This window comes from Rhodoferax sp. GW821-FHT07G04, from assembly GCF_059418585.1.
This window is the reverse complement of record NZ_JBWKQD010000001.1, coordinates 1110018-1133206: the sequence shown is the minus strand read 5'-3', so window position 1 is coordinate 1133206 and position 23189 is coordinate 1110018. Positions and strand designations below refer to the sequence as shown.

Annotated in this window: 21 protein-coding genes; 8 read left to right on the top strand and 13 right to left on the bottom strand. The window is 61.5% G+C overall.

All coding sequences use genetic code 11. From position 1 onward, the window contains the following. Nucleotides 1–37: 37 nt before the first annotated feature. The gene (locus tag AC07OO_RS05210) at nt 38–1723 is read right to left on the bottom strand and encodes a vWA domain-containing protein (protein ID WP_495080988.1); all 1686 of its coding nucleotides are present in this window, start codon (nt 1721–1723) and stop codon (nt 38–40) included. A gap of 28 nt (nt 1724–1751) precedes the next feature. After that, entirely contained in the window at nt 1752–2915 is a 1164-nt protein-coding gene (locus AC07OO_RS05205; RefSeq protein WP_495080987.1) for a hypothetical protein, read from the bottom strand. 76 nt (nt 2916–2991) lie between these two features. On the opposite strand from AC07OO_RS05205, the gene AC07OO_RS05200 reads away from it, so the two are divergent. After that, complete coding sequence (locus AC07OO_RS05200; RefSeq protein WP_495080986.1) at nt 2992–3813, top strand: hypothetical protein; 822 nt, start codon at nt 2992–2994, stop codon at nt 3811–3813. A gap of 40 nt (nt 3814–3853) precedes the next feature. Here AC07OO_RS05200 and AC07OO_RS05195 read toward each other — a convergent pair whose 3' ends face one another. The 3 genes from AC07OO_RS05195 to AC07OO_RS05185 form a co-directional block, all read right to left on the bottom strand. Next, on the bottom strand, nt 3854–4291 hold the full coding sequence (locus AC07OO_RS05195) for a YiaA/YiaB family inner membrane protein (protein ID WP_495080985.1): 438 nt from the start codon (nt 4289–4291) through the stop codon (nt 3854–3856). Between the two features lie 56 nt (nt 4292–4347). Beyond that, the gene (locus tag AC07OO_RS05190; RefSeq protein ID WP_495080984.1) at nt 4348–5550 is read right to left on the bottom strand and encodes a toxic anion resistance protein; all 1203 of its coding nucleotides are present in this window, start codon (nt 5548–5550) and stop codon (nt 4348–4350) included. A gap of 94 nt (nt 5551–5644) precedes the next feature. Then, entirely contained in the window at nt 5645–6049 is a 405-nt protein-coding gene (locus tag AC07OO_RS05185; RefSeq protein WP_495080983.1) for a hypothetical protein, read from the bottom strand. 183 nt (nt 6050–6232) lie between these two features. Here AC07OO_RS05185 and AC07OO_RS05180 point away from each other — a divergent pair, with 183 nt between their 5' ends. Continuing rightward, entirely contained in the window at nt 6233–6757 is a 525-nt protein-coding gene (locus AC07OO_RS05180; RefSeq protein ID WP_495080982.1) for a GNAT family N-acetyltransferase, read from the top strand. 19 nt (nt 6758–6776) lie between these two features. Here AC07OO_RS05180 and AC07OO_RS05175 read toward each other — a convergent pair whose 3' ends face one another. After that, complete coding sequence (locus tag AC07OO_RS05175) at nt 6777–7763, bottom strand: LysR substrate-binding domain-containing protein (RefSeq protein WP_495080981.1); 987 nt, start codon at nt 7761–7763, stop codon at nt 6777–6779. 124 nt (nt 7764–7887) lie between these two features. On the opposite strand from AC07OO_RS05175, the gene AC07OO_RS05170 reads away from it, so the two are divergent. After that, entirely contained in the window at nt 7888–8379 is a 492-nt protein-coding gene (locus AC07OO_RS05170; RefSeq protein WP_495080980.1) for a DUF2917 domain-containing protein, read from the top strand. A 6-nt stretch (nt 8380–8385) separates the two neighbouring features. Here AC07OO_RS05170 and AC07OO_RS05165 read toward each other — a convergent pair whose 3' ends face one another. Further along, nucleotides 8386–9777, bottom strand: coding sequence for a CoA transferase (locus AC07OO_RS05165; RefSeq protein WP_495080979.1), 1392 nt, complete (start codon nt 9775–9777; stop codon nt 8386–8388). Between the two features lie 226 nt (nt 9778–10003). Between AC07OO_RS05165 and AC07OO_RS05160 the strand changes: the two genes are divergently transcribed. From AC07OO_RS05160 to AC07OO_RS05150, 3 genes are read left to right on the top strand one after another with little or no spacing between them, the layout of a single operon-like run. Next, nucleotides 10004–11599 carry a methyl-accepting chemotaxis protein gene (locus AC07OO_RS05160; RefSeq protein WP_495080978.1) on the top strand — a complete coding sequence of 532 codons (1596 nt, stop codon included), beginning with the start codon at nt 10004–10006 and terminating at the stop codon, nt 11597–11599. 24 nt (nt 11600–11623) lie between these two features. After that, nucleotides 11624–13324: a M14 family zinc carboxypeptidase gene (locus AC07OO_RS05155; protein ID WP_495080977.1), complete on the top strand. Its 1701-nt coding sequence runs from the start codon at nt 11624–11626 to the stop codon at nt 13322–13324. A gap of 60 nt (nt 13325–13384) precedes the next feature. Beyond that, nucleotides 13385–13714, top strand: coding sequence for a hypothetical protein (locus AC07OO_RS05150; protein ID WP_495080976.1), 330 nt, complete (start codon nt 13385–13387; stop codon nt 13712–13714). Between the two features lie 13 nt (nt 13715–13727). Here the strand turns inward: AC07OO_RS05150 and AC07OO_RS05145 are convergent, their stop codons facing one another. After that, complete coding sequence (locus AC07OO_RS05145) at nt 13728–14096, bottom strand: DnaJ family domain-containing protein (RefSeq protein WP_495080975.1); 369 nt, start codon at nt 14094–14096, stop codon at nt 13728–13730. 44 nt (nt 14097–14140) lie between these two features. Beyond that, nucleotides 14141–15415 carry a PilT/PilU family type 4a pilus ATPase gene (locus AC07OO_RS05140; RefSeq protein ID WP_495080974.1) on the bottom strand — a complete coding sequence of 425 codons (1275 nt, stop codon included), beginning with the start codon at nt 15413–15415 and terminating at the stop codon, nt 14141–14143. Nucleotides 15416–15541: 126 nt separating this feature from the next. Between AC07OO_RS05140 and AC07OO_RS05135 the strand changes: the two genes are divergently transcribed. Further along, nucleotides 15542–16312, top strand: coding sequence for a glutathione S-transferase N-terminal domain-containing protein (locus AC07OO_RS05135; protein WP_495080973.1), 771 nt, complete (start codon nt 15542–15544; stop codon nt 16310–16312). A gap of 6 nt (nt 16313–16318) precedes the next feature. On the opposite strand, the gene AC07OO_RS05130 is transcribed toward AC07OO_RS05135, so the two are convergent. After that, nucleotides 16319–17062 carry an anti-sigma factor gene (locus AC07OO_RS05130; protein WP_495080972.1) on the bottom strand — a complete coding sequence of 248 codons (744 nt, stop codon included), beginning with the start codon at nt 17060–17062 and terminating at the stop codon, nt 16319–16321. Continuing rightward, a complete protein-coding gene (locus AC07OO_RS05125) occupies nt 17059–17661 on the bottom strand; it encodes an RNA polymerase sigma factor (RefSeq protein WP_495080971.1) in 603 nt (200 codons plus the stop codon). Before AC07OO_RS05125 ends, AC07OO_RS05130 begins: the two co-directional genes overlap by 4 nt. Nucleotides 17662–17811: 150 nt before the next feature. Between AC07OO_RS05125 and AC07OO_RS05120 the strand changes: the two genes are divergently transcribed. After that, the gene (locus AC07OO_RS05120; RefSeq protein ID WP_495080970.1) at nt 17812–18756 is read left to right on the top strand and encodes a FecR family protein; all 945 of its coding nucleotides are present in this window, start codon (nt 17812–17814) and stop codon (nt 18754–18756) included. A gap of 11 nt (nt 18757–18767) precedes the next feature. Here the strand turns inward: AC07OO_RS05120 and AC07OO_RS05115 are convergent, their stop codons facing one another. Together AC07OO_RS05115 and AC07OO_RS05110 are read right to left on the bottom strand one after the other, a co-directional pair. Further along, nucleotides 18768–21038, bottom strand: coding sequence for a TonB-dependent receptor (locus AC07OO_RS05115; RefSeq protein WP_495080969.1), 2271 nt, complete (start codon nt 21036–21038; stop codon nt 18768–18770). A 111-nt stretch (nt 21039–21149) separates the two neighbouring features. Beyond that, the gene (locus tag AC07OO_RS05110; protein ID WP_495080968.1) at nt 21150–23117 is read right to left on the bottom strand and encodes an AsmA family protein; all 1968 of its coding nucleotides are present in this window, start codon (nt 23115–23117) and stop codon (nt 21150–21152) included. Between the last annotated feature and the right edge of the window lie 72 nt (nt 23118–23189).

Here is a 23189-nt window from a genome sequence, read left to right as displayed (position 1 = left end):
GCATGGGTCTACGACGCACCCGGCACTTGTTGGCTGTTTATTGGTAAGCCCGGATGTCCTTGAACACACTGTACAGCGAGGCCTTGCGCGCGTCGAACACGCGCCCGCCGGTGGTGGCGACCAAGTCTTTCAAGGCCGTCTCATTGGCCTCGCCAAACAGCACCATGAAGACGGGGATGGCCCGCACATCTTCGGGCAGGGCGGCGTAGGCGGCCTTGAACTGGGCCATGTCGCGCCCCTTGTTGACCTCGCCATCGGTAAAGGCGACCACCGAATACTGGTAGCCCGGGTTCTTCTGGCGCTCTTCGTTCATATTGACCAGGGCTTGCAGGATGGCATCGTACAAGGCGGTACCGCCGTTCATCTGCAGGCTGTCCACATAGTCGCGCACCTGGCCCAGCACTTTCTGCTTGGCCTCGGTATCTGCGGCCTGCAGGGCTAGGCCCTTGCGCGCGGCATCGGCCTTGGGCAAGCCGGGCAGTTGGAAGAAAACCGGTGCATAGACCTGTTCGGAGAAGGGCAGCATCCACACCTTCTCGCGGCTGGTCAGGCGGGCGATACGCCCGGTCAGCGATGCGTCGTCTCCAGCGATGTATTGCAAGGCTTCCACCAACTGCTGACGCCGGCCGTTCTGGTTCATGCTGCCGCTGATGTCCAACACAAAGGTGGAGGCAATCGGTGTGCGGAATTCATTGAGGTAGGCGTTGATCAGGCCGTCCGCTAGCGGACGGTCGGTGGAGAAGGGCAGCTCCACCAGCATGCTGTCTTGCGGGAACAGGCTGGCCTGGGCCTTGGCGACCTCGCCATTGACGGGCCTGCGCAGCGTGGTCTTGGCCAGCCAGGTCTGAGCCGCGTCGCCCTTGAGGTAGGCCACCACCTTCTGGTATTGCTCGCGCTTGGTGTCGTTGAGCAGCATCAGCGGGTAGTCGGCCGTGGCTACACCCTCGAAGGGGTAGATCAGCGTCAGCGGTTCCTTGAGCTTGCCCGATTGGTTGAGCGACAGCAGCCAGCTTTCGTAGTTGATGAAGGCATTGACGCGGGTGTTTTGCTGCTCGATGAATTTTTCGCTGAGGTAGCTGCTGTTGTCGCCCACCAGTTTGTAGCCCTTGATGAAGCCGCTGATGGCAGCGCGGTCCACATCGGCGGCAGTCAGTGCCTCGGACTTCTGCGCGGCCGAGGCCACCACGCCCATCAGCGCCATGAAGCCTTGGTTGCTGGTGGCGGGGTTGGACAGCGCGTATTTGAGCTGGCCGCTCTGTGCGGCCTTGGCGATGGTGTTCCACGTGATCTTGCTGGCCACCTCGGGTTTGTCCCAGCCGAGTAGCTTGGCCTGGCTGGCGCTGACGCCCACGACAACGGGGGACAGCATGATCTTCTCTTGCAGCTTTACGCGGGCCTGGCCTTGCGGGTCGGACAGCAGGTACTTGGCATTGGCAAACCAGGCCGCATCGGCCTGGGCCTTGCCGGTCTGCACGGCCTCGGTGCTTTCCATCGTGCCACCGTACTTGAAGCGGAGTTTGACGCCGGTAGCGTCTTCCACCATCTTCTCCAGCGGCTGGGCGTCCTTCAGATCGCTGGTGGCCAGCACGGTGAAGGTGTCCGTGACTGCGGCGGCGGGCGTGCTGCTGGTCTTGGCGGGCTCGGTCGGTTTGTTGCAGGCGGCCAGACCCAGTGCCACCAGTAGCAGCGCACAGGCCCGGCGTGTGAAGTGTTGCATTGCCATTCCTCGTCCTCCTGATTGCTGTTTTTGCTTACTGCGCCATCTCGCGTGTGATGGTGTCGATCATCTCGGCCATCAGGTCAAAGCTGGGCGGGTCGATGACCTGGGTCAGGCGCTCTTCGACCGCCAAGTTGGCGGCCTTGGTGGCCTGCACGAAGTAGGCGCTATCGGCGATGCGAAAGCCGAAGTCGACCGCTAGGCGTTGCAGCTCCGGGTTGGTGGACAGCAGATCGCCCAGCTTCTTGGCGCGGTCATTGGTGGCCACGAACACCACTTTGTTGAACAGCGTGGGCTGCGGGTAGAGCAGCACCATGCCGGGACTCAAACCCTTCTTACCCAGCGCGTAGCTGACGACCTGGTTTTCGTAGATGAAGGCCATGGGCGTCTTGCCGATGCCGATGGAGAGGTAGTCGTCAAAATTACCGTTGACATAGTTCTCCTGGTAGCCCTGGCGCTTGAACAGACCGGAGACCCCCAGTGCGGCCTTGCGGGCTGATTCGCGGTCGGTGACCACCTCGCTGCCATTGAAGGCATAGCTGGTCATGGCCAGGTACATGGCAGCCGAGTTGCTCTTGCGCACATCGGTGGTGGAGACCAGCACACTCTTGTTGACCTCGTAGGCGCTGGCGCCCTTCAAATCTTTCCAGCGCTTCTTGTCCAGCATCAACTGCGTCAGCTTGGCCAGGTCCACATGCCATACGCCGGGGCTGGCCTCGCGTGCCATGCCGTTGGCACCCAGGATCTGTGCAATGGGTGCCCAGGAGGCAATCACCATCGGTGTGTAGATCGGCGAATAAGCCGTGGTGCTGATGTTGGCCTTCTTGGCCGTGTCGCCAATCTGATTGGCCGCCACCACGCCGGAGGGGAAGAAGAAGTCCGGCGTCTGGCCCGGCACTACGCGTGCGGCCATGTCGCGCGAGCCGATCCGCTGCACATTGAGTTTGATGCCGTTGTCGTGCAACAGCTTTTGCACGCGCGGGTCTTGGAAGTAGGGCTCCACATCCACGGCAATCAGGCCGGAGATCTCTTCGGTCTGCACCGCGCCAGTGAGCTTGCCCGCCAGGCCTGTCAAGGCACCACCGCCGCTGCCGGCCGCCGCGGGCAGCCGCCCGGTCTGGTACACCGAGAAGTAAGCCGCCGCGCCAAATACCGCGAGCAGCCCCACTGTCACAATTGCCTTGCCTGCTTTGTTCATCGGCGCAGTATCGCGCAAAATGCAGAGCGTCCAAACAGCGCATCTGCGATTTCCCGCACATGTCTCTACGTGAACCATGAACGACCCGAAGAAGAGTAAAAACTACGCCACGGCCAAGGGCCCGGTGAACCGGCGCACCACGGCACTACCGGTGCAAAAGCCACCGGTGGCGCCATCCGTGCTGCAGCGGCTCAACCAGGCGCAGGCCAAGCGCCGCCTGGGCGCGTCCTTGTCACAGCGGGTAGTGGCCGCAGGGCAGCCAGCTGCGCGAGGTGCCTTGCCAACGGCCAGCACCATCGTGCAAGCCATCAGCGGCACCATTTGCGCGACAGGCCTGGGCTTGGGCGTGATCCAAAGTTCGGTGTTGGTGATGGGCGGCAGTGCGGTTGCAATGGGCGCCGTGGCACTGTGGGCCGTCGTGAGCCGACGCGCCCGTCAGCCAAGTGTTGGCCCTGCGACTGGACGCGCGGTCACCGAGGTGGCAGACGCCGAAGCCCTGACGCAACTCGATGCGGCAATGGAAAAAATGGCAGTGGATGCACCCCAACCGCTGATTGACAGTCTGACGCAGCTGAAGGAATCCATTGTGCGTTGCACAGCATTGCTGGGCTCTGCACAGGTCGACGCGGGCCTGGCTACGGAAGAGCGTCTGTACTTGCGCGAGGCGGTACGCCGCTACATCCCCGACTCCATCAACAGTTGCTTGCAGGTGCCGCAGAAAGACAGGGCTAGCCTGGTCATCGATGGTAGCAAACCCGCGCTGGATTTGCTGCAGGACCAGTTGCAGATGATCCAGTCGCAACTGGATGCCCGCGAGGCAAAACTCAGCCAGTTTGCAGGGGATGCGCTGATGCGGCAGCAGCGCTTTTTGGAGGCGAAGTCAAACGGATCGGTTTAGATTCCAAGCCGCTTGGGCCTTGAGGCGAGACTGAAAGCTCTTACAGCGTCCCCGGCTTGGTATCGGGGCTGGCGTGGGCCGCGCGGTCCATCAAGTCGGCCTCGTGTTTGTCGCGCACGGTCTTGGCCACGGTAAAGGTGCTGCTGACCAGGAACAACCAGCTCACCACCATGAAGCCTTTTTGCCAATCGCCAATATTCATCCGCCACAGACCCCAGGCCGTGAGGCTGAAGGCCGCTGCGAAGGCGATCCACACCGTCAACACCCAGGACGCGGTGTCCACCTGGCCGTCACGGTTGTCGCGTATGGTCTTGGCCAGCGCAAAGGATGCAAACAGGCAGAAGAACAGTCCTATGGCGAGGAAGGCGCGGTCCAGCTCCTGGCCCGGCAGCATCAGCACGCCAATGGCGCTGGCACCCAGGGCCAGGCCAAAGGAGATCCAGACCTGGGTGCGCCAACCACCGGTGTCACGTTGCATCACATATTGCGTAGCCATAGAGTCCCCGTTCGTTTCGAATAAAAATTGGAAGTTGTTTACAGCGCAACCGGTCCGCTGAGGGCTTGCTTGCTGGCCTCGCGGGCCTGCTGTTGCCGGGTGCGGTCCAGATACTGGTCGGCGCGGGCCAGTTGCTCTTTCATCATCGCGTTGTTCTGGCCCATGACCTCGATGGACTTGGCGCGGAAGTTGTCCATGGCGTCCATGGCGCGGAAGGTCTGGTCAAACATTTCCTTCAGCTTCTCGATACCCAACAAGGGGTTTTGCGAGAACTCGCCGGTCTTCTCCACATGGTTGCCCAACTGGCGGCCGGTTTCGGCGACCAGGTTGTTGATGGAGTTGTTGACGCCTTGCAGCATCTCCATGACCTGGATCTGGTTGCCGGTGGCGCGTGCCACGGTCTGCGCCACGGCCAGCGCACTCATGCCCGTGGTGGCCACGCGCGAGCAGCCATTCATCATTTCGCGGCCGGTCTTCTTCAGCACGTCCAGCGCCAGGTAGCCATTGGTGCAGACGGCTTGCTGGGTCATCATGTCCTGCAGGTTTTGGCGGGCATAGAACAAGACCTCTTGTTGCAAAGCCTTGGCTTTGATCGGGTCGGTGGCTTGCAGCGCATCCACCTTGGAGGCCAGCTTGGCGTCCAATTGCTCGGCAAAGTAGATGGCGGCGGACAGTTTTTGCATGGCTTCCCACAGCTTGGTGCGGGTGGCTTCGATGTCGACCACGTCGCGCTGCATGTCGTCGCGTGCGGCGTAGATCTGCTGCATGCTTCTTTGCAGCTGCGTGCCAGCGCTCTGGTATTTGCGGAAGTAGGCCTGCAGCTTGTTGCCAAAGGGGATGATGCCCAGAAATTTTTGCGGCTGAAACAGATCGCCCTCTTTGCCGGGGTTGAGCTCGTCCAGATGGCCGCGCATCTCTTGAATGGCTTTGAAGGCCGAGCTGTCTTCCACGCCTGCAAAGTTGCGCTGCATCAGGCGACCCTGCATCAGGCTGGCGGCCACCGACACTTCTTCGCGGCCCAGCGCAAATGCACTGTCCAGCTTGGCCTTGAAGGCTTCGCTTTGCACATCTTCCTTGAGCAGGCCGTCCATGAAACGTTCGACCTGGTCGTCGACCGCGGTCTGGGTTTCCTTCGCCAGCGGCACAGCGGTCTTGGCGACCTCGGCGGGCAGGGGTGTCAGCACCTCGGGTGGCGCCAACGTGAAGGTGGAAGCGCTGGTTGCTTGCGTTGTCTCGGCCATGGTGTCCTCCTGCCAATCAATTGCTGTGGTGGTCGCGTTTATACCAAACGGCTTGTGTTGCTCTGTGCTGCGCAGCGAATGGTGCCACTACGCCTTATGGGGTCACGCGTTGGTTGTGCAACAAGGTGCGGCCCAGAGCGTTCGGGATATAGGCCAGAACCTCGCCGGCCGCGGAGAGCACGACGCCGGCTCCGATCACGCTGACCGTCACAGCGGTGCCCACAGCCGCGGACGCTGCGGTGGAGCCTTTGGAGACGACCTGGATGCTGACCCGTGCGCCGTCCGATGCGCGTTCCAGCAGGTAGACCGTGCCCGTGGCGCTGGCTTCGATTCCCTTGATCACCAGCACAGCCCCGGCGGTGGACAGCGCCACCGGCAAGGCCACGACGGCGCTGCCGCCCGCGACGACCGAGGCCAGCGGCATGGCCGAGACGGCGCTGACGGCCGAGGCTTCGCTTTGGCTCCTTGCATCAAAACTGGCGCTAGCTCCCGCAAACATTACACAAGCAGCTATCAAAAGGGTAGTGGTTGGGTTTCGCATACTGGTGGAGTCTGGCCGGTCCGGGGGCCTGCGTTGTGGATATGGGTGGGAGTTTAGTAGCTCACCCCTCAACCCACGGCAGGGATTAATGGGGTCTCTGCAAATGGGGTTCTGGGGTATCAAAATACTATACTTTTCCCCATGACAGCGCTCACCCTTTGCCACCCCACACAGGCCGATGCTGAAGCCCTGTTGGAATTTGAAATGGCCAATCGTGCGTTTTTTGAGCAATCGGTCCAGGCGCGCGACCCTGCCTATTACAGCCTGGAGGCGGTGCGCCGCGCCATTGAGGACGCAGAGCGTGATCGCAAAAAAGACGTGGCCCACCAGTACCTGGCCAAGCTGGGTGACAGCATTGTGGGGCGCGTGAACTTCACCGGTGTGGCGCGGCGTTACTTCAACAAGGCGGTCATTGGTTACCGCCTGGGCGAATCGTTTACAGGGCGGGGGTTGGCCACCCAAGCCGTGGGCCTAGCGCTACAGGAAGCCTTTGGCCCGCTGGAGCTGTGGCGCGTGGAAGCCGTCGTGCGGCCGGAAAACCGGGGCTCGGTCCGCGTGTTGGAGAGCAATGGCTTCACGCAGTACGGACTGGCCAAGCGCAGCATGCTGTTCCATGGCGTGCACTATGACCTGGCCCACTTTGAACGGCATGCACAGCCTGTGTGATGGGTCAAAGACGGGAGCTCTAGTCGATATCGTCCACCGTGTCGGGGTCCGGGCCATCGCCAATGGCAACCCGGGTGAGTTGCGCCTGAGCAAGCAGCCAGTCGCAAAACGCAACAATCTCCGGCCGCGCCGCCGCGCGGGGGCCAATGATCAGCCAGTAGGCCATCGGCGAATCCAGGCGCATGCGGGGCAGTATCTCGACCAGATCACCGCTGGCCAGGCTATCGGACACCAGAGGCATGCGGGCCAGCGCCAGGCCTTGGCCGGTCAGCGCCGCCTGTGCAATCTGGTGGGCATAGTTGAAGTACAGCCAGCGTTTGGGTTCCAGGGTCTTGAAGTTGTGTGTGTCCAGCCAGCGCCGCCAGGTCAACCACTCCAGGTTCTGCGTGCGGTGGGAGTCGCTGGCTTCGATCAGGCCAAAGTGCACCAAATCGCTGCCCTTTTTGAGAGGGTGGCCGCTCTTGAGCAACCAGGGGCTGGCCACCGGTGTCAGCTGCTCGCCGAAGAGGCGTATCGCCCCGGCTGGCGCCTGGGCCGGTCGCACATAGCGCAGGGCCACGTCGATGTCGGCGGTTTCCATGTCCACCGGTACGTCACTGGCGTCGATGCGGATGTCGATGTCGGGGTGCGCGCTTTGAAAGTCTTCCAGTCGGGGTATCAGCCACATGGAGGCGAACGAGGCCCAGGTGCTGATGGTGACGCTGCGCCGGCCCGCACTGCGCCGTATCAGGCGCACCGTGCTGTCCATCCGGTCCAGCGACGGCACAACGGCGCGCAGCAATTGGGCGCCGGCGCCGGTCAGCTCTACGGCGCGTGTATGGCGTAGGAACAAGGGCACGCCCACTTCTTCTTCCATGGCCTGAATCTGGCGGCTGACAGCGCTTTGCGTCAGTGACAACTCCTCCGCCGCCGCACGAAAGTTCAGGTGGCGGGCCACTGCCTCAAAGGCGCGCAAGTGGCCCACGGCGATGGGGCGGGTGCGCAAATGGTTCTCGGAGTGGTGCATGCAGCAGTAGGGCGGGGTTGGTGATTGATGCAAAAAGCGAATGAATAGCTTATCTGGATTTCATTGGACGATCAAGGGTTTTCCCGCGATCATTCAGGCATCAAACGCAGCTAAGGAGAGCACCATGACCAGCAGCAACTTCGCGGAATTCCAAACCTCTGTGAGCCAGGACACCGTCCCCGGCTTCTGGAAACTGGCTCCCGGGCGGGCGTTGAGTCTGCAGCCTCGCCAAGCTGGCGTGTTGCGCGTGGCACAGGGCCGGGTCTGGGTGACGCGGAATGTTCCGCACCACGGAGCCGGTAATGAATCGGGCGACTACTTTCTGGGTGCTGGTGAGCAACTGGTAGTGGCCGCCGGTCAGCACCTGGTGTTGGAGCCGGTGGAGCGGGCACAGCGCCAAACGCCAGCTTTTTTTGAATGGACTCCAGCAACCCAGGCCGTACAGGCGGTGGCTGCCGACCAAGCCAACGCGGTGACGGAGCCTTTGAACGAGCTGGGTGTGGCGCTGGGCATGGTAGGCAAGGCCCTGGCACACCTGTGTGCCGGCCTGCTGGCCTATGGCAGGCATCTGGTGGGGGGGCGCCCAGCGGTGGTGTCGGCCCCGCACTGCGGCTAAGCGCCCTTACACGCCACGGGGCGGCCATGCCGGTGCATGGGTGCCCGGCGGTACCGATGGGCGGCTCCACAGTGCAGGCGTTCGCGCCAATTGTGGGGCGGGGCATATTGCAACCAATTCACCAAAGCCGGATGCATAGGTTTGCAAGTAGGCCTGTCGGTCCGGTGGTGTGACGGCAAAGCCCGACGCCACGCGGCCCAGTCCCCGCAACCAGTGCACGGTTTGAACCAAGGACAGCTTCACATGCCAACTGCCGCCCTCCTGCATCTGGCGCCGCTTGGCGGCAGCCACCGCAAAGGCCATCAGATAGCCGCTGGCGTGGTCCAGAATCTGCATGGGTAGTGCCTTGGGTTGTGCGGAACCAGCCGCCTCGGCCTCCGCCAGGTTGAAACCCGTGGCGGCCTGCACCAGAGAGTCAAAGCCTCGGCGCTGGGCCCACGGGCCTTGGTCACCGTAAGCAGATAGCGACACGACGATGATGCCGGGCCTATGTGCTGCGAGTGCCTGCGGGCCATAGCCCAGGTCTTGCAAACCACCGGGACGGTAGCCTTGTACAAACACGTCGGCGTCGGACAGCAATGCATCCATGGCCTGCCGGTCGCTCGGTACATGCAAATCCAGATGACAAGACAGCTTGCCGCGGCTACTTTCGGCAATCAACCCCACATTGGGTAAATGGGGGGCATTGACCAGCAGCACATCAGCCCCAAAAGCCGCCAATGCGCGCCCGGCGACGGGACCCGCAACGATGCGGGTCAGGTCCAGTACGCGCAGACCGGTCAATGGGAGTTGGTTGAGGCGTAATTCGGGTAGCGCCAGCGGTGGTGCATCTCCCATGCGTTCTATGCTCAGCAAGGGCTGTGCGGCTACGGCCTGTGCATGGGGGTGCGCATCCCATTCGGCGAAGCTGCGCAGCGCGGAGACCACCATGCCACGCTCGGCCGCGGCCTGTTCAAAGTCCAAGGCCTTCCAACTGCGCAGCGCATACTCGGCATCGGAACGCTGTGCGGTCGTGGCGGACAGACCCAGCAGGGCCAACGCACCATCGCGGTGGTGGGCAAAATTGGCATGCACCCGCACCCAACCATCGGCGCAGGCATACAGGCCGGAAAACGCGTCCCAGGCATCCAGTACCTGGCCATTGACGCTGAACCATCCCTCGCATTCCAATGCCGCGTGGGCCATGTCAACGCCTACGTTCTGGCGCGCGTGTCCGCGTGCGTGGCCAAGCTCGCAGGCGGCCAGGGCTGCGGCCGCAATGCTGGTCTGTGCAGCCGTGCCTACCGCAAAGGAGGATGGCAGCACAGGGTCTGCACCCTGTAGATGCACATAGTCCAAGGCTTGGAGTGGCAGGCCTCCCAAGGCCCAGAGATTGGCCAGTACGGTATGTGGATGCATGGACAGTGGCTTTCGTGTCGGCGTTGCGCTGGCTATCGAAAACCCTGTTGTGCTGGCTTACGAATCAACGAAGAATGAATTCCAGGCATGGGGGAGTTGGTGTGCAGTGTGGGCGATGCAGCACTGTACCAACACTGATTCTGTCATGCCCGGCGTCAGGTGTGGCCGCTGGTTCGCACGGCGGTCCGCTAACGCTTGGCCCTTGGTCCGTCTTCAGAAAGCACCTATGTCATCCTTCATCGTCAGCCTCCCGGTCGCCAAGCGCATGGGCCTGGGTTTTGCGTTGCTCTTGGCCCTGTCCTTCATCGCCATTCTGGTCAGCATTTCCCGCCTGCAGGCGGTTGCCGAAGCGACGGCCCTGATGGTGGCGAACCCGATCAAAACCGAGCGCATCATGAGCGACTGGTCGCGCAATATCCATGCGGGGGTGCGCAGGACCTCGGCGATTGCCAAGAGTTCGGACACCTCGCTGACAGCCTTTTTTGCCGAGGACCAAGCCCAGTCTTCCAAGACGTCTACCGAGTACCAGAATGCAGTGGGCCTGCTGATGCGCACTGACCAGGAGAAAACCCTGTTCGCCGAGATTGCGGACGTGCGCAAGGCGTACATCCTAGCGCGTGACACCATCTTTCAGTTGAAAAAAGATGGCAAGGCTGAAGAGGCCGAGCAACTGCTGAACGAAAAATTCACGCCGGCCGGCAAGCTCTATCTGGCCAAGATGGACGCGCTAATGAACGCCCAACGTCAGGAAATCGATGAGACGGCGAAGAAGATTCAGGACAACTACGAGGCCAGCCGCAATCTGATGGTGGCATTGGGTGTGATCAGCCTGGTGTTGGGAGCCACCATTGCCTGGTTGCTGGCGGGCACCATCACCAAGCCCTTGGTCGACGCAGTCGCTTTGGCGCGCCAGGTAGCGGCCGGTGACTTGCGGGGGCAGATCGATGTGCACCGCACGGACGAATTGGGGCAATTGTTGTCCAGTCTGCAGGAGATGAAGAACAGCTTGGCCACCGTGGTTGGCAATGTGCGTCAGGGCTCCCATGGCGTCGCGACGGCCAGCTCCGAGATCGCCCAGGGCAACAACGACTTGAGTGCCCGTACGGAGCAGCAGGCCAGCGCGCTGGAAGAAACCGCAGCCTCGATGGAAGAACTCAGCTCCACCGTCAAGCAAAACGCCGACTCAGCGCGCCAGGCCAATCAGTTGGCCCAAAGCGCGTCCACGGTGGCGGTGGAAGGTGGCTCGGTCGTGGGCCAGGTCGTGGAGACCATGAAGGGCATCAACGAAAGCTCTAGGAAGATTGCCGACATCATCAGCGTCATCGATGGCATTGCGTTCCAGACCAATATCCTGGCCTTGAACGCAGCGGTGGAAGCCGCGCGGGCCGGTGAGCAGGGGCGCGGCTTCGCGGTGGTGGCGTCCGAGGTACGCTCCCTGGCCGGCCGCAGTGCCGAGGCCGCCAAGGAAATCAAGTCTCTGATCAACGCCAGCGTGGAGCGGGTCGAGCAGGGCACGGTGCTGGTGGACAAGGCAGGTGTGACCATGACCGAGGTGGTGACCAGCATCAGGCGCGTGACCGACATCATGGGCGAAATCAGCGCGGCCAGTGGCGAGCAGGCCATGGGGGTGCAGCAGGTGGGTGAGGCCGTGCAGCAGATGGACCAGGCCACGCAACAGAATGCTGCGCTGGTGGAACAGATGGCTGCCGCTGCGAGCAGTCTCAAATCGCAGGCCCAGGAGTTGGTGCAGTCGGTGGCCGTGTTCCAATTGCAGGAGGAGCAGGGGCGGTTTGCGTCTCTGACCCCCAGACTCTCGCGATAGAACCCAACCTAGAAAGCGTGCACCATGGCGCCCAGCGCACCCGGACTCTACCCAACCCCTTACGAATGCGGCAACCACAACCAAACGACTGATTGGGCCACCTGTATTGCCTTTTATGAACGACTGGCCGCCGACTTTCCCGGCGTGTTGCGTTTCTTTCCCATAGGCGTGGCCGACAACGGCCTGCCCTTGCACGCGGGCGTCATCACCAGCGATGGCGTCTGGGATCAGGCCCAGATAAAGGCCGAGGGCCGGCCGGTCTTTTTCAACAACAACGGCATACACCCCGGTGAGCCCGAGGGCATAGATGCCTGCATGGCCCTGGTGCGCGATTTCTGTACCCAGCCAGAGCGCCTGGCTGCGTTGGGCAAGACGGTGTTTCTGTTCATCCCGGTCTACAACGTGGACGGTTGCCTCAACCGCCAATCCACATCACGCGTGAACCAGTTGGGCCCCGAGAGTTTTGGTTTTCGGGCCAATGGACGCAACCTGGATCTGAACCGCGACTTCATCAAATGCGACAGCCTGGCCGCGCAAGCCTTCAACCAATTCTTCACGACCTGGGACCCGGACGTGATGGTCGACACCCACACCTCCAACGGTGCGGACTACCACTACACGATGACGCTGATCAACACCCAGACAGACAAGCTGGGTGGCGAGTTGGGCGCCTTCCTGCGCGATGCCATGTTGCCGGATATCTACAAGGCCATGGGGGACCGTGGTTGGCCAACCAGCCCTTATGTGAACCCGGTCCGGTCCACGCCTGACGAGGGGATTGAAGACTTTCTGGAAGTGCCCCGTTTCTCTACCGGCTATGCCGCCTTGCACCATTGCATAGGTTTCATGCCGGAGACCCATATGCTCAAGCCTTTTGCCGATCGCTACGCGTCCATGCGGGCCTTGGTGGAAGTGGTGCTGGACTTCACCGTGCAGCATGCCGCGAAGATCCAAGCCCTGCGCCGCACGGCGCGTCAGGTGGCCAGTGCGCAACGGGTGTGGCCGGTGCTGTGGGAGCCTGATACCAGCCGCCCATCGGCGTTCCGCTTCAGGGGCTATGCAGCGGTCTACCGCCCCAGTGTGCTGGGCAACTACAGCCGCTTGGCCTACGACCGCGATCAGCCTTGGGAGCGAGACATCCCTTGGTACAACCGCTGCAGCGCTACTGTTGAGGTCCCTACTCCCAAGCGCTACCTGATTCCCCAGGCTTGGCGCGAAGTCATTGAGCGGCTGCAGTGGAATGGTGTGGTCTTGCAGCATCTGGACGCGGACCAGACGGTGCAGGCCCGGGTCTACCGCATTGCCAAGGCGGTATCACGCCCTAGGCCCTACGAGGGCCATATGTTCCACGACACCGTGGAACTGAGCACACATACCGAAACGCTGCGAGCCTGTAAGGGCGATGTGGTCGTGGATCTGGCGCAGGCCAATGCCCGCTATGCCGTGGAAACACTGGAGCCGCAAGCGCACGACAGTTTCTTCCGCTGGGGGTTCTTCAACAGCGTGCTGGAGAAAAAAGAGGCTTACTCCGACTATGTGTTTGAAGACACGGCATTGGAGATGCTGGAGGCAGAGCCAGAACTGCGTGCGCGCTTTGAAGCCTGGAAACAGGAGTTCCCTGAGCAGCTATCGAACCAGACCGCCGTGCTGGATTTCATCTTTGCCAACGGTAAACGCTTCCACGAGCCGGAATGGCTACGCTACCCGGTAGTGGGCCTGCTGTAAGAAGGGTCTTGCGCAGGAGTAGGATGTTGTCAACGGCAGTGTCCTGCCCGGAGAAAAGCTATGGCAAACAAGCAAGCCGAGAGCGCAGCCCCGGCTGCGCCTCTCATCGATGATGAGGATGACGAAGAGTTGACCGAGGTGGTGGTCGGAGACCTGATGCACCGCCCGGATGGCTACTACTGGCAAACCCCCGATGGCATGCAGGAGTTTGGCCCGTTTGACTCTCTGGAAGCCGCACTGGGCCATATGGAATCCAGCAGTGAAGAGTCTGCTGAACCGGGCGAAAGCCTGGAGGAGGCGGAAAACGAGATTGGCGTTGCCGATTGGGTAGACCCCGATACCGGCGAGTTGGCTGAAGGCCTCTCCACACCCCGGCTGCACTCGGAGTAGCGCCGACCTGTGCTCAGGCCAGAGACGTAGTGCTGCGTAACTGCTCCATACGCATGGCCAGTTGCCGGCGCATTTCGGACAGGCGCTGCCGTTGTTGGACGGCTTGGTCACTGTGGGGTGCTTCTTCCAGCGTGCGGCGCAAGGCATCAATGTTTTGCATCAGCTCTACCTCCGGCGGCACCACACCAGCGTCCTTCAGTATTTTGAAGCCCATGCGCAATTCCTCGGGCGTTTCCTGGTAGCCATCGCCATAATCCATGGGCTTGCCATAGCTGGCAGCAGACTGCAGTTCGCCGTTTTGTGCGCTGACGGCCAAGGCGCGGCCGATATGGTCTTCAACCAGCCGCAGCCGGTTTTCGCGTTGCTTTTCTTCAAGGCTCATACAAACAAGGCTTTCAATAAAAATGCAAAGGCAGCGCGGCGCTTTCAACTGAAGCGGCTGTCGACGCCTCTTTCTTTCAACTTCTTCTCCAGTTCCTGGTCTTCCAATTCACGCTTGCGCTGCGCTTGTTTGGCGCGCTCAGCTTCACGCATGGCCTCCAGCTCTTCGGGGGTTGGTTCCTTGTCGAAAGACAGCGTAGGCCCGCTGGCAGATGCCGGTTCTCCGCGTTTGCTTTTGAGCTTCATAGCCAGGCGTAGTTCATTGGCGGAGTCGGCGTTGCGCAGGGCTTCTTCATAGCCGATGTGGCCATCGTTGTAGAGCTCGAACAGGGCCCAGTCGAATGTGCGCATGCCCAGTTCGCGCGACTTCTCCATCAAGCCCTTGATCTCGCCAAATGCGCCCTTGAAGATGCGCTCGGCAATGGTGGGCGTGTTGAGCAAGATTTCGATGGCCGCTTTTCGGCCTTTGCCGTCTTCGGTGCGCACCAGGCGTTGCGAAATGATGGAACGCAGGTTGGCGGACAAATCCATCAGCAACTGGTTGCGCCGGTCTTCGGGGAAGAAGTTGATGATGCGGTCTATCGCCTGGTTGGCGTTATTGGCGTGCAGCGTGCCCAGACACAGGTGACCGGTTTCGGCAAAGGCAATGGCGTGCTCCATGGTCTCTGGGTCGCGGATTTCACCAATCAGGATTACATCGGGCGCTTGGCGCAGCGTGTTCTTCAGAGCATGGTGCCAAGAGTGGGTGTCCACCCCCACTTCGCGGTGGCTGACCAGCGATTTCTTGGACACATGCACGTATTCGACCGGGTCCTCCACGGTGATGATATGACCTGCCGATGTGCTGTTGCGGTGGTCTATCAACGCCGCTAAAGTTGTCGACTTGCCCGACCCAGTGCCGCCTACCACCAGCACCAAACCGCGCTTGTTCATGATGACATCTTTGAGCACGGGTGGCAGGTCCAGCTTGTCAAAGTTGGGAATCTCCGAGGCGATGGTGCGCACCACCATGGCCACGTTCTGCTGCTGCACATACACATTGACGCGAAAGCGCGAGAGGCCGGGTATGGAGATGGCAAAGTTGCATTCCATCTCCTTGGCGAACTCCTCGCGCTGGCGCTCGTTCATCAGGGAGTTGGCAAAGACTTTGGTCAGTTCCCCCGTGAGTTTCTGGCCGGACAGCGGCTGCATGGTCCCGTGGGCTTTGATGCTGGGCGGAAAATCGTTGGCGATGAACAGATCCGAGCCGCCAGCTTGGCTCATGGCCGCCAACAGCTTGTGCATGTAGGCGCGGGCTTGTTCTTCATTCAAAGTGGCCATGGGTCGAGTATCTCCGGCATCATTTGGACGGTCAAGACGCCGGAATTCTGAGCGGTGGAAGCATTGCAGGGCTGGCCACTGCACAGGCACAATGGGCGGGCTTCAACCACACAAGGGTATGTCCGCATGACCAGCAAGGCACTGCACCAAGTCAACGTTCTGAGATCGGTGGTGACTTCCACGCTGAGTGGCTGGCGGGGCACCAGTGTTGTGAAGGCGGCCAACCAACCCAAGCGCTACCTCAAGCTCTACGACATGGAGGGCTGCCCCTATTGCCGCCGGGTGCGCGAAGCATTGACGGCGTTGGGCCTGGACGCGCAGATCTACCCCTGCCCCAAGCGGGGTAAACGCTTTCGTCCTCAGGCCATACGGTTGGGAGGTAAGCGGCAGTTCCCGCTGTTGGTGGACCCCAACACCTCGGCCATGCTGTACGAAGCAGCCGACATCGTTGACTACCTGTTCAAGACCTACGGAGAGCGGGAGACACCTAGCGCCTACACCACGGGCGTGTTGCGCCCGGTGATGGGTGGTCTGGGTTCTCTGGTGCGGGGCATGCGCGGCACCCACGCACGCAAGGCCCACCATCCCAAGAAGCTGTTGGAGTTGTGGAGCTTCGAATCCAGCCCTTATTCACGCCTCGTGCGTGAGCGGTTGACGGAGTTGGAGTTGGCCTATGTCGTGCACAACCTTGGCAAGGAGCGGTTTGCGGACATGGGGCCGGCCGTACGCCGCGTTCAGCCCGGGCCGTACAAGCCGCGGGCTGGGGGGCGGCGCGAAAAGGTATTGGCCGAGCAGGGCCGTGTGCAAGTGCCGTATCTGGAGGACCCGAACACCGGCGCCAAGCTCTATGAGTCGGCAGACATCATCGACTACCTGGAGCGGCAGTACGCGCAGTGAGAGCCTTCACCACAGCTTGGCGCAGTTACCGCTGAACACGGCAGGTCCGTGGGGGCTGGTCGGTGTTGCATCGGTCTCCAGTGTGATGCTCAGCTTGCTGACTTTGGAGAACAACTTTTCTGAGGTATCGGGCAAATTGGACACGGCGGACCCCTGGGTTGGGACCGCACCGACCGCAAAGGGTGCGCCCTCGCTGGGGTGAGCCCACAGCACCATGTGTCCCAGTGGCGGTTTGCTGATCGGACCAATGATCTTCACCGTCATGGTCCTGCCATGGCGCAGTGAGCTGACCAACACCTTGCCATTGCCCAATTCATCGGTCAACAGGCCGACATAGCTGGGTGGCAGCCGTTCTCCGGTACGCATGGCGATCTGCTCGCTGGACACAAACAGCGACGGGGCGAGAAAAAACATTGCACTGGCGGCCAGGACCCCCACGGCCAGTCCGCCAAAACCAAAACCTGCTGGTACCAACCAACCTAACCAGGCTGGCGGTTTGAGCGGTGCCAGTTGCCGAACAGGTTCCCGCGTACGCGCCTCGATTGCCGGCCAGAGTTTGGGGGATGGCTTTTGTGGGGGGATTGAGTTGGCAAGCTGGCCCAGGCGCGTTTCCCATTGTGCGACCAGTATGCGCACGTCCACGCGGTCGGTCTGCAGGCGCTCAAACCGCCGACGCGCACCGCCATGTAGTGTGCCCAGCACATACGACGAAGCCAGGTGCTCTAGCAAAGGCGCCTGTGTGTACCTCATGCGACCACCCCCTGTTGGGCCAGGCAGGTTTTCAGCTTGTCCAGGCCGCGCCGTATCCACGCCTTGACTGAGCCCAGAGGGGCGCCCATTTGCGCCGCCACTTCGGTGTGCGATAGGCCTTGGTAGTAGGCCAACGCCAAGCTTTGGCGGTAGCTGCCTTCCAGTGCCTCCATGCAAGCATGGATGTGCAGGGACTGGGTTGCTTCATCGAACAACTGCAGGGCGCTGGGATGGTTGCCCTGTAGGGATTGCTCGGCCATTTCTTCGGACCGTGCATCATCCTGCGACCACTCGCTCTCCTTGCGACGCGTGCGTTGGCGCAAAGCGTCCAGCGCCTTGTTGCGCACGATCGCAATCAACCAGGTCATGGGTTGGATGGCCTGCCCGCCCACCTCGCTGCGGTAGCCACTTGCACTCTTCCAAATACTCACATACGCCTCTTGCAAAACATCTTCAGCCGCCTGTCCTTGACCCAATATACGTATGGCAACGCCAAACAGATGCGTGTGGGTGCGCGCATACAGTTGGGCGAAGGCGGCGTGATTGCCTTGGGCGGCCACGCCGATCAACTCTTGAAGGCTTAAGGTGTCCAATTTCATGCGGGCCAGTATAGGGATTTCTGGCCGGCAAGGCACCCCGGGCGGTACGGGCCAGAATATGTGGGCCGGTTTGCATCCAGTCCGGCATTTGTTCCGTATATCGGGGGCAGGGCCAGCGATTGCGGTCCCAGCCCCCATTTGGAGAAAAGCATGCGAGGTCTGTCTGTAAGCAAAACGTCGGCTGTGGTGCTGTTGGTTGTGACGTCGCTGGGTGTCGCGTCTGCGGCCACCAGCCAAACAGAGACCCGCCAAGAGCCACCGGCCGCTGTGGTGGAGGGGGTTGTCATGCCCGTCTGGTTGGAACGGGCGGGAAAACGCCAGCCCGTCTACCCCGGTCTGGTTTTGCAGGAGCGAGACCGCATCGCGACGGGAGCCGATGCGCGCGTTGTGCTCACCCTACCGGAAGGCAGTAAGGTTCGTCTGGGCGAAAGCGCACAGCTCGGCTTTGACGCCCTGGTGGCCAAGCGCGAGGGCGAGCAGGGCAATGTGTTCCTGAAATCGGCGCTGCGCGTGGTTACCGGTGCATTTCGGTTCACGACCAACGCGCTGACCAAAGCCCAGAGCCGTCGGGAGGTGGATATCCGCTTTGCCACCGTGACGGCCGGCATCCGCGGCACCGACCTGTGGGGCAAGCAAGGTGGCGCCAAAGAAATCGTTTGTTTGCTGGAAGGAAAAATCGAGGTGGCGCGGAACCCGATCGCAGGCCAGACATCAGCACCGATCGTCTTGGACCAGCCTTTGCAGTTTTATGTGGCGCCCAAGGACCAGCCCGCTCTGCCCGTGGGCCGGGTGCCCGATGCCCAGTTGGCGCAGTGGGCTGCTGAGACGGATATCGCACCGGATGTGGGTGGTGCCAGCCGAGAGGGGCGATGGACGGTGCGCTTTGACGGCCACCACACCACATTTGCCGAGGCCATGTCTTTGTATGAAGACTTGCGCAACCAAGGCTATGCCGCGCAATTTCACCCCGAAAAAAAAGCTGGCAAGCGCATCTATGTGGTGCAGCTTGCCAACTTGTCGAGCGCGGGTGATGCCCGCACACTGGCGGCCAAGCTGGGCGGTGGCGCGAGCGCCGCGCCCAACTTGGGCCGCTAACCCAACCTGGGTTAGAGCGTCATCTTGAACTGGATGCCGTAGGTACGGGGGTCGTTGATGAAACCGGTCAGGTTGTTGAAGTCGATGGCTCCGGTCACGCGCACCTGGTTGGTGATGTTGCGGCCGAAGATGGCGGCTTCGTACTTGCCATTGCCCCAGTTGTAACCCAGGCGCAGGCCGCCTTCCAGCAATGGAGGTGCGGTGAATTCTGCGGATTGGTACAGGAAGATGTTGGTCTCGCTGCGATAGGCCCAATCGGTGTAGATGAAGTACTCGCCGCCATTCGCTGTTGGAATGCCGTAGCGTGCTGTCACGTTGGCAATCCACTTGGGTGCATTGGGCAGGGCGTTACCGTTGATCAGGGCCTGGCCGGCTGCATTCTTGGGATTCAGCACGGTGCACTGGGCGCAGACGCCGACAGCCAAGGACGCGTCGTTGATCGACGTGTTGTTGTAGCTGCCACCCACGGTCACCAGGAAATTGGGGGTCACATAGGCATCCAGATTGAACTCGACACCGTCACCCGACGCATTCTTGGCATTGAGCAAACGCACGGCATTGCTGTTGCCGCCCACGGCCGTCAATTGTTGGTCCTTGACGTCGTAGTGGAACACGCTGATCGACGTACGAGCGCGCTTCTCGAATAGGTCAGCCTTGTAGCCGGCTTCATACGACACCGTGGTTTCGGGATCGGCCTTGTTCAGAGGACCAAAGGGACCTGCGGGCTGGATACTGGCACCGCGGAAACCGGTGGCAATGCGGGCGAACAGGTTGCTGTCCTTGTCCAGCTTGTAAGTGGCGCCCATGTCCCAGCTGACCTGGCTGTTGTCGGTGCTGGAGCCCAGGCCATTGGTGGTGACAGTGGGGTTGGGGTCGCCGGCTGGCAGGGGTTGGGTTGCCAGTGTCTTCTTGTCCTGGGTGTAACGCAGACCGCCACGCAGTTTCAGCGTGTCGCTGACGGCATAGGTCAGGCCGCCGAACACGGCGTAGGTGTCATTGGTCTGGTCGGATTTGAGCACCGAGCCGGACTGCGCATTGTTCGCCAGCGTGTTGTACGTGTAGCTGTCAAAGCCCAGCTTCTCTTTGAACAGGTAGATGCCGCCTTGCCAGGTCAGTGGGCCCTTGCCCTTGGACTCCAGGCGAATTTCCTGGGTGACTTGCTCATGGTCCCGTACTCCCGCCGCGCTTTCCGATGGGAAGGGGATCAGGCCGGGGCCGCCGCCCGTGGGCAGGAAGGCCGCGCCGTAGCCACCGTCGATGTCGCCGCGGCTATAGGCGCTGACGGTTTCATAGCCGGTAATGGAATAGACGTTGAAATCGGGCAGCGACCACTTCAACTTGGCGCTGGCACCGCTGTTGGTCAGGGTCTGCTTGTTGATACCGTCTGTGTAGATGCGTGCCGGGTCAAAGTCATCAACCAGGTCATTGCTGCCCTTCTTGATGATGTTGGCGCGGAACAGGCGGGCGCTACCGTTCAGGTCGCGGCCATGCACATTGAACAAACCGCTGAACATGCCACCGCCGTCGTAGGCCGCTTGCAGGCGGATGGCGCGGTCGTCATAGCCTTCCAGATCCTTGGTCGGGCCCTTGTCGTTCTTGACCCAGTTGTCGCGGTGCTGCAATTGCGCAGAAATGCGGGCATTCCATTCGCCAGACAGTGGCAGGTTGAACGCCGTTTCCAGCGCGGCCGTTCCATAGGTGCCGTAGGACGCATTGAAATAGCCGTCGGTCGTCTTGGAGGGTTTGACGGAGTCAATCTTCACCACGCCAGCCGGTGTGTTGCGGCCAAACAGGGTTCCCTGTGGGCCAGCCAAGACTTCGATGCGGTCCACGTCAAAAACCGGGAAGCCCTTGAGGATGGGGTTTTCTTGCACGATGTCGTCATAGATCAGCGACACGGGCTGGGAGGCATTGGAGCGGAAGTCGGTGTTGCCGTAGCCGCGGATATAGAAGCGCGGGAAAGCACGGCCAAACGAGGACTCGATATTCAGGCTGGGCACGCGGCCCGACAGCATGCGGATGTCCATGCCGCCGGTATTGATGACGTCGAATTTTTCGCCCGAGATGGTGGAAATGGAGCTGGGCACGTCTTTGACGTTTTCGGCACGGCGCTCGGCGGTCACGGTCACGGCTTGGAGCACGCCCGCTTGTGGTGCGGCGGGGGCGTCCGCGGGCGCCGCGGTCTGGGCAGCGGCAAAGGCCATGGGCCAAAGTAGTGCCATGCCGACCATAAGCGGCGTGGGGGAGAAGCGGCTGCGGCCTGCGGAGGCTTTTTTCTGCATGGGAATTCTCTTTTCTTGAATGATGGGTCAGGAAATTGTCGCATGGCATACGCAAGTAACGCGCCATCTTTGCCCAAGCCTAGTGGCGTGCAGACAACAACCTATCGCCGCCTATCGGGCTGCTGAGACCTGGTTGCCGTGCAGCAATTGCGCGCAATCGCTGTCCTGGCCGGGACCGGGATCGATCAGGGGCGCCAGGGCGAGCAAGGGATTGAGCAGGCCCAGCACCACTGAGCCTGCGGCGCGTGCGGCCAGGCGGCCCTTGTCGACGCCTACGATGGGCTGCCGGAAGCTGCCACGCAGATAGATCGGCGTGGGCAGGGCCAGCAGACTGGTGTTTTTGGTTTTCTGGTTGATAGTGAGGTCGAGTCGCTCTTGCGACAGGTCTATGGTGCCGTTGCCCATCAGCGTGGTGACGGCGGTATCAAAGGCCAGTGCCTTGGAGGTCATCACACCCTGGTGTACGGTGAAGTCTGCGACCGCGCACCGCAGGCTTATCCGTTTGTCGCCGGTTAGCTTGAGCTGCAGGATTTCCCACAGGTGCAAGCCAGCCTTTTCCATCATCAGCTGGCTGACCTCACCATGGTTCACCAGCAGGGCTGCCTTGCCATCGGCCGTAGCCAGCATGCGTTTGATGGAGTTGCCATTCCCCGTCAGCGTGAATGCACCATTGATCGCACCAATGCTGGCCTGCTGGTTCACGGCAGCGGCCGGGAACAGTTGGGACAACAGCAGTTTGTTGACGGCGAGTTGCACCTTGGCGCGGATCGGGTCGCTGCGTCCGTCCAGCGTCACTTCGGCGCGTAGATGGCCACCCGCCACGCCGAAGTCCAACGGTTGCAGTGTCAAGACGGCGTCCTTGAGTGCCAAGTGCACGCTCAAATCGTCCAGTGGCAGGTCCTTGGCCCGGCGTATGCGTTTGGCGTGCAGGCGCATGTCGGCATCCATGCTGGTCCAGCGATCGGTCTTGAAGGGAAGGTCTGGCAGAACGCCATTGCCTGGTGCTGCAGGTGTGACCGCGGCCGCGGCGAGCTGCGGTGACGGTGTCTCTGGCTGCGCCGGGCTTGAGCGCTTACCGATGATGGGCGCAAGATCGTCCAGATCCAACAGATTGGACGTCAGGTCTGCGGTCAGCACAGGGCGCTTGCCGCCCGTTGTGACCTGGGCCGCGCCGGCGATATCGCTTGCGCCCACACGCCCGGTCAGCCCTTGGTAGCGCCAGGTCGTGCCCGCATGCAGCAGTTGCCCCTTGGCGGAGTAAGCATGTGTGGCGGGAGCAGGTATGCCCAGTAGGGGGTACAACTGCTCCATGCTGTCACCGCTAATGGTCACACGCATGTCGACGGCGGATAGTCGTGTCAGTCCTGTCACGGTGCCGCTGGCTTGTATGCGGGTGCGGCCTGCCGTCAGATCTATTTGCAAGGGATAGGGCAGGCTCTCATCACGCAGAGCCAATACGGAGCCGCCGGTACCATTGGCTTGCACAGTCAAGCCATGGAACTGGCCGCTGGCCTTGAAGCCAATACCGGGTGTGCCTGGTCCTCCCGGGCTGCTGGGCGGCAGGTCCACGGACGCAATCTCTGCGCCGATATGGGTATGGGCTGCGCGGTCGTCGTAGCCCAACGTGCCTTGGTCCAGCGTCAACTGACCTATATGCACCCTGGCGCCTTCATCCTGCTGGTCGGTATCCAGCAGCCAGTTCTTTCGACCCTGGCCATCCTGCTCCAGAAATACGGTGGGGTGGACCAGATGCACCTTGGGTAGAACAAGGGCGCCAGCCAGCAATTGGGGCAAGTCCAGACTGATTTCAACGGTTGCAGCCGAGACCATATGGGGTTCCTGCGCCCAGGCAGGGTTTGCAAAGCTGACGGCCTGCGCCTGCAGATAAGGCCAGGGCCATCCAAGATGCACAGAGAGATCGCCCTCGATCGCCAACACGCGGCCCGTCTTTTGCTCCACAGCATGTTCGATGGGCGCGCGCAACCAATTCCAGCCGAAGACAGCGATGAATACAACCGCCAGCGCAAAAGGTGCTGCTACTACGGCGACAAGGCGCACGAGAAGGCGGGTCCAAGTCATGTCTGGATTGTCCCGCCCCGCACGGGCCGGGTTCCGTGCGACCCCGTACAGACTGCCACGCAGGGGCTGACT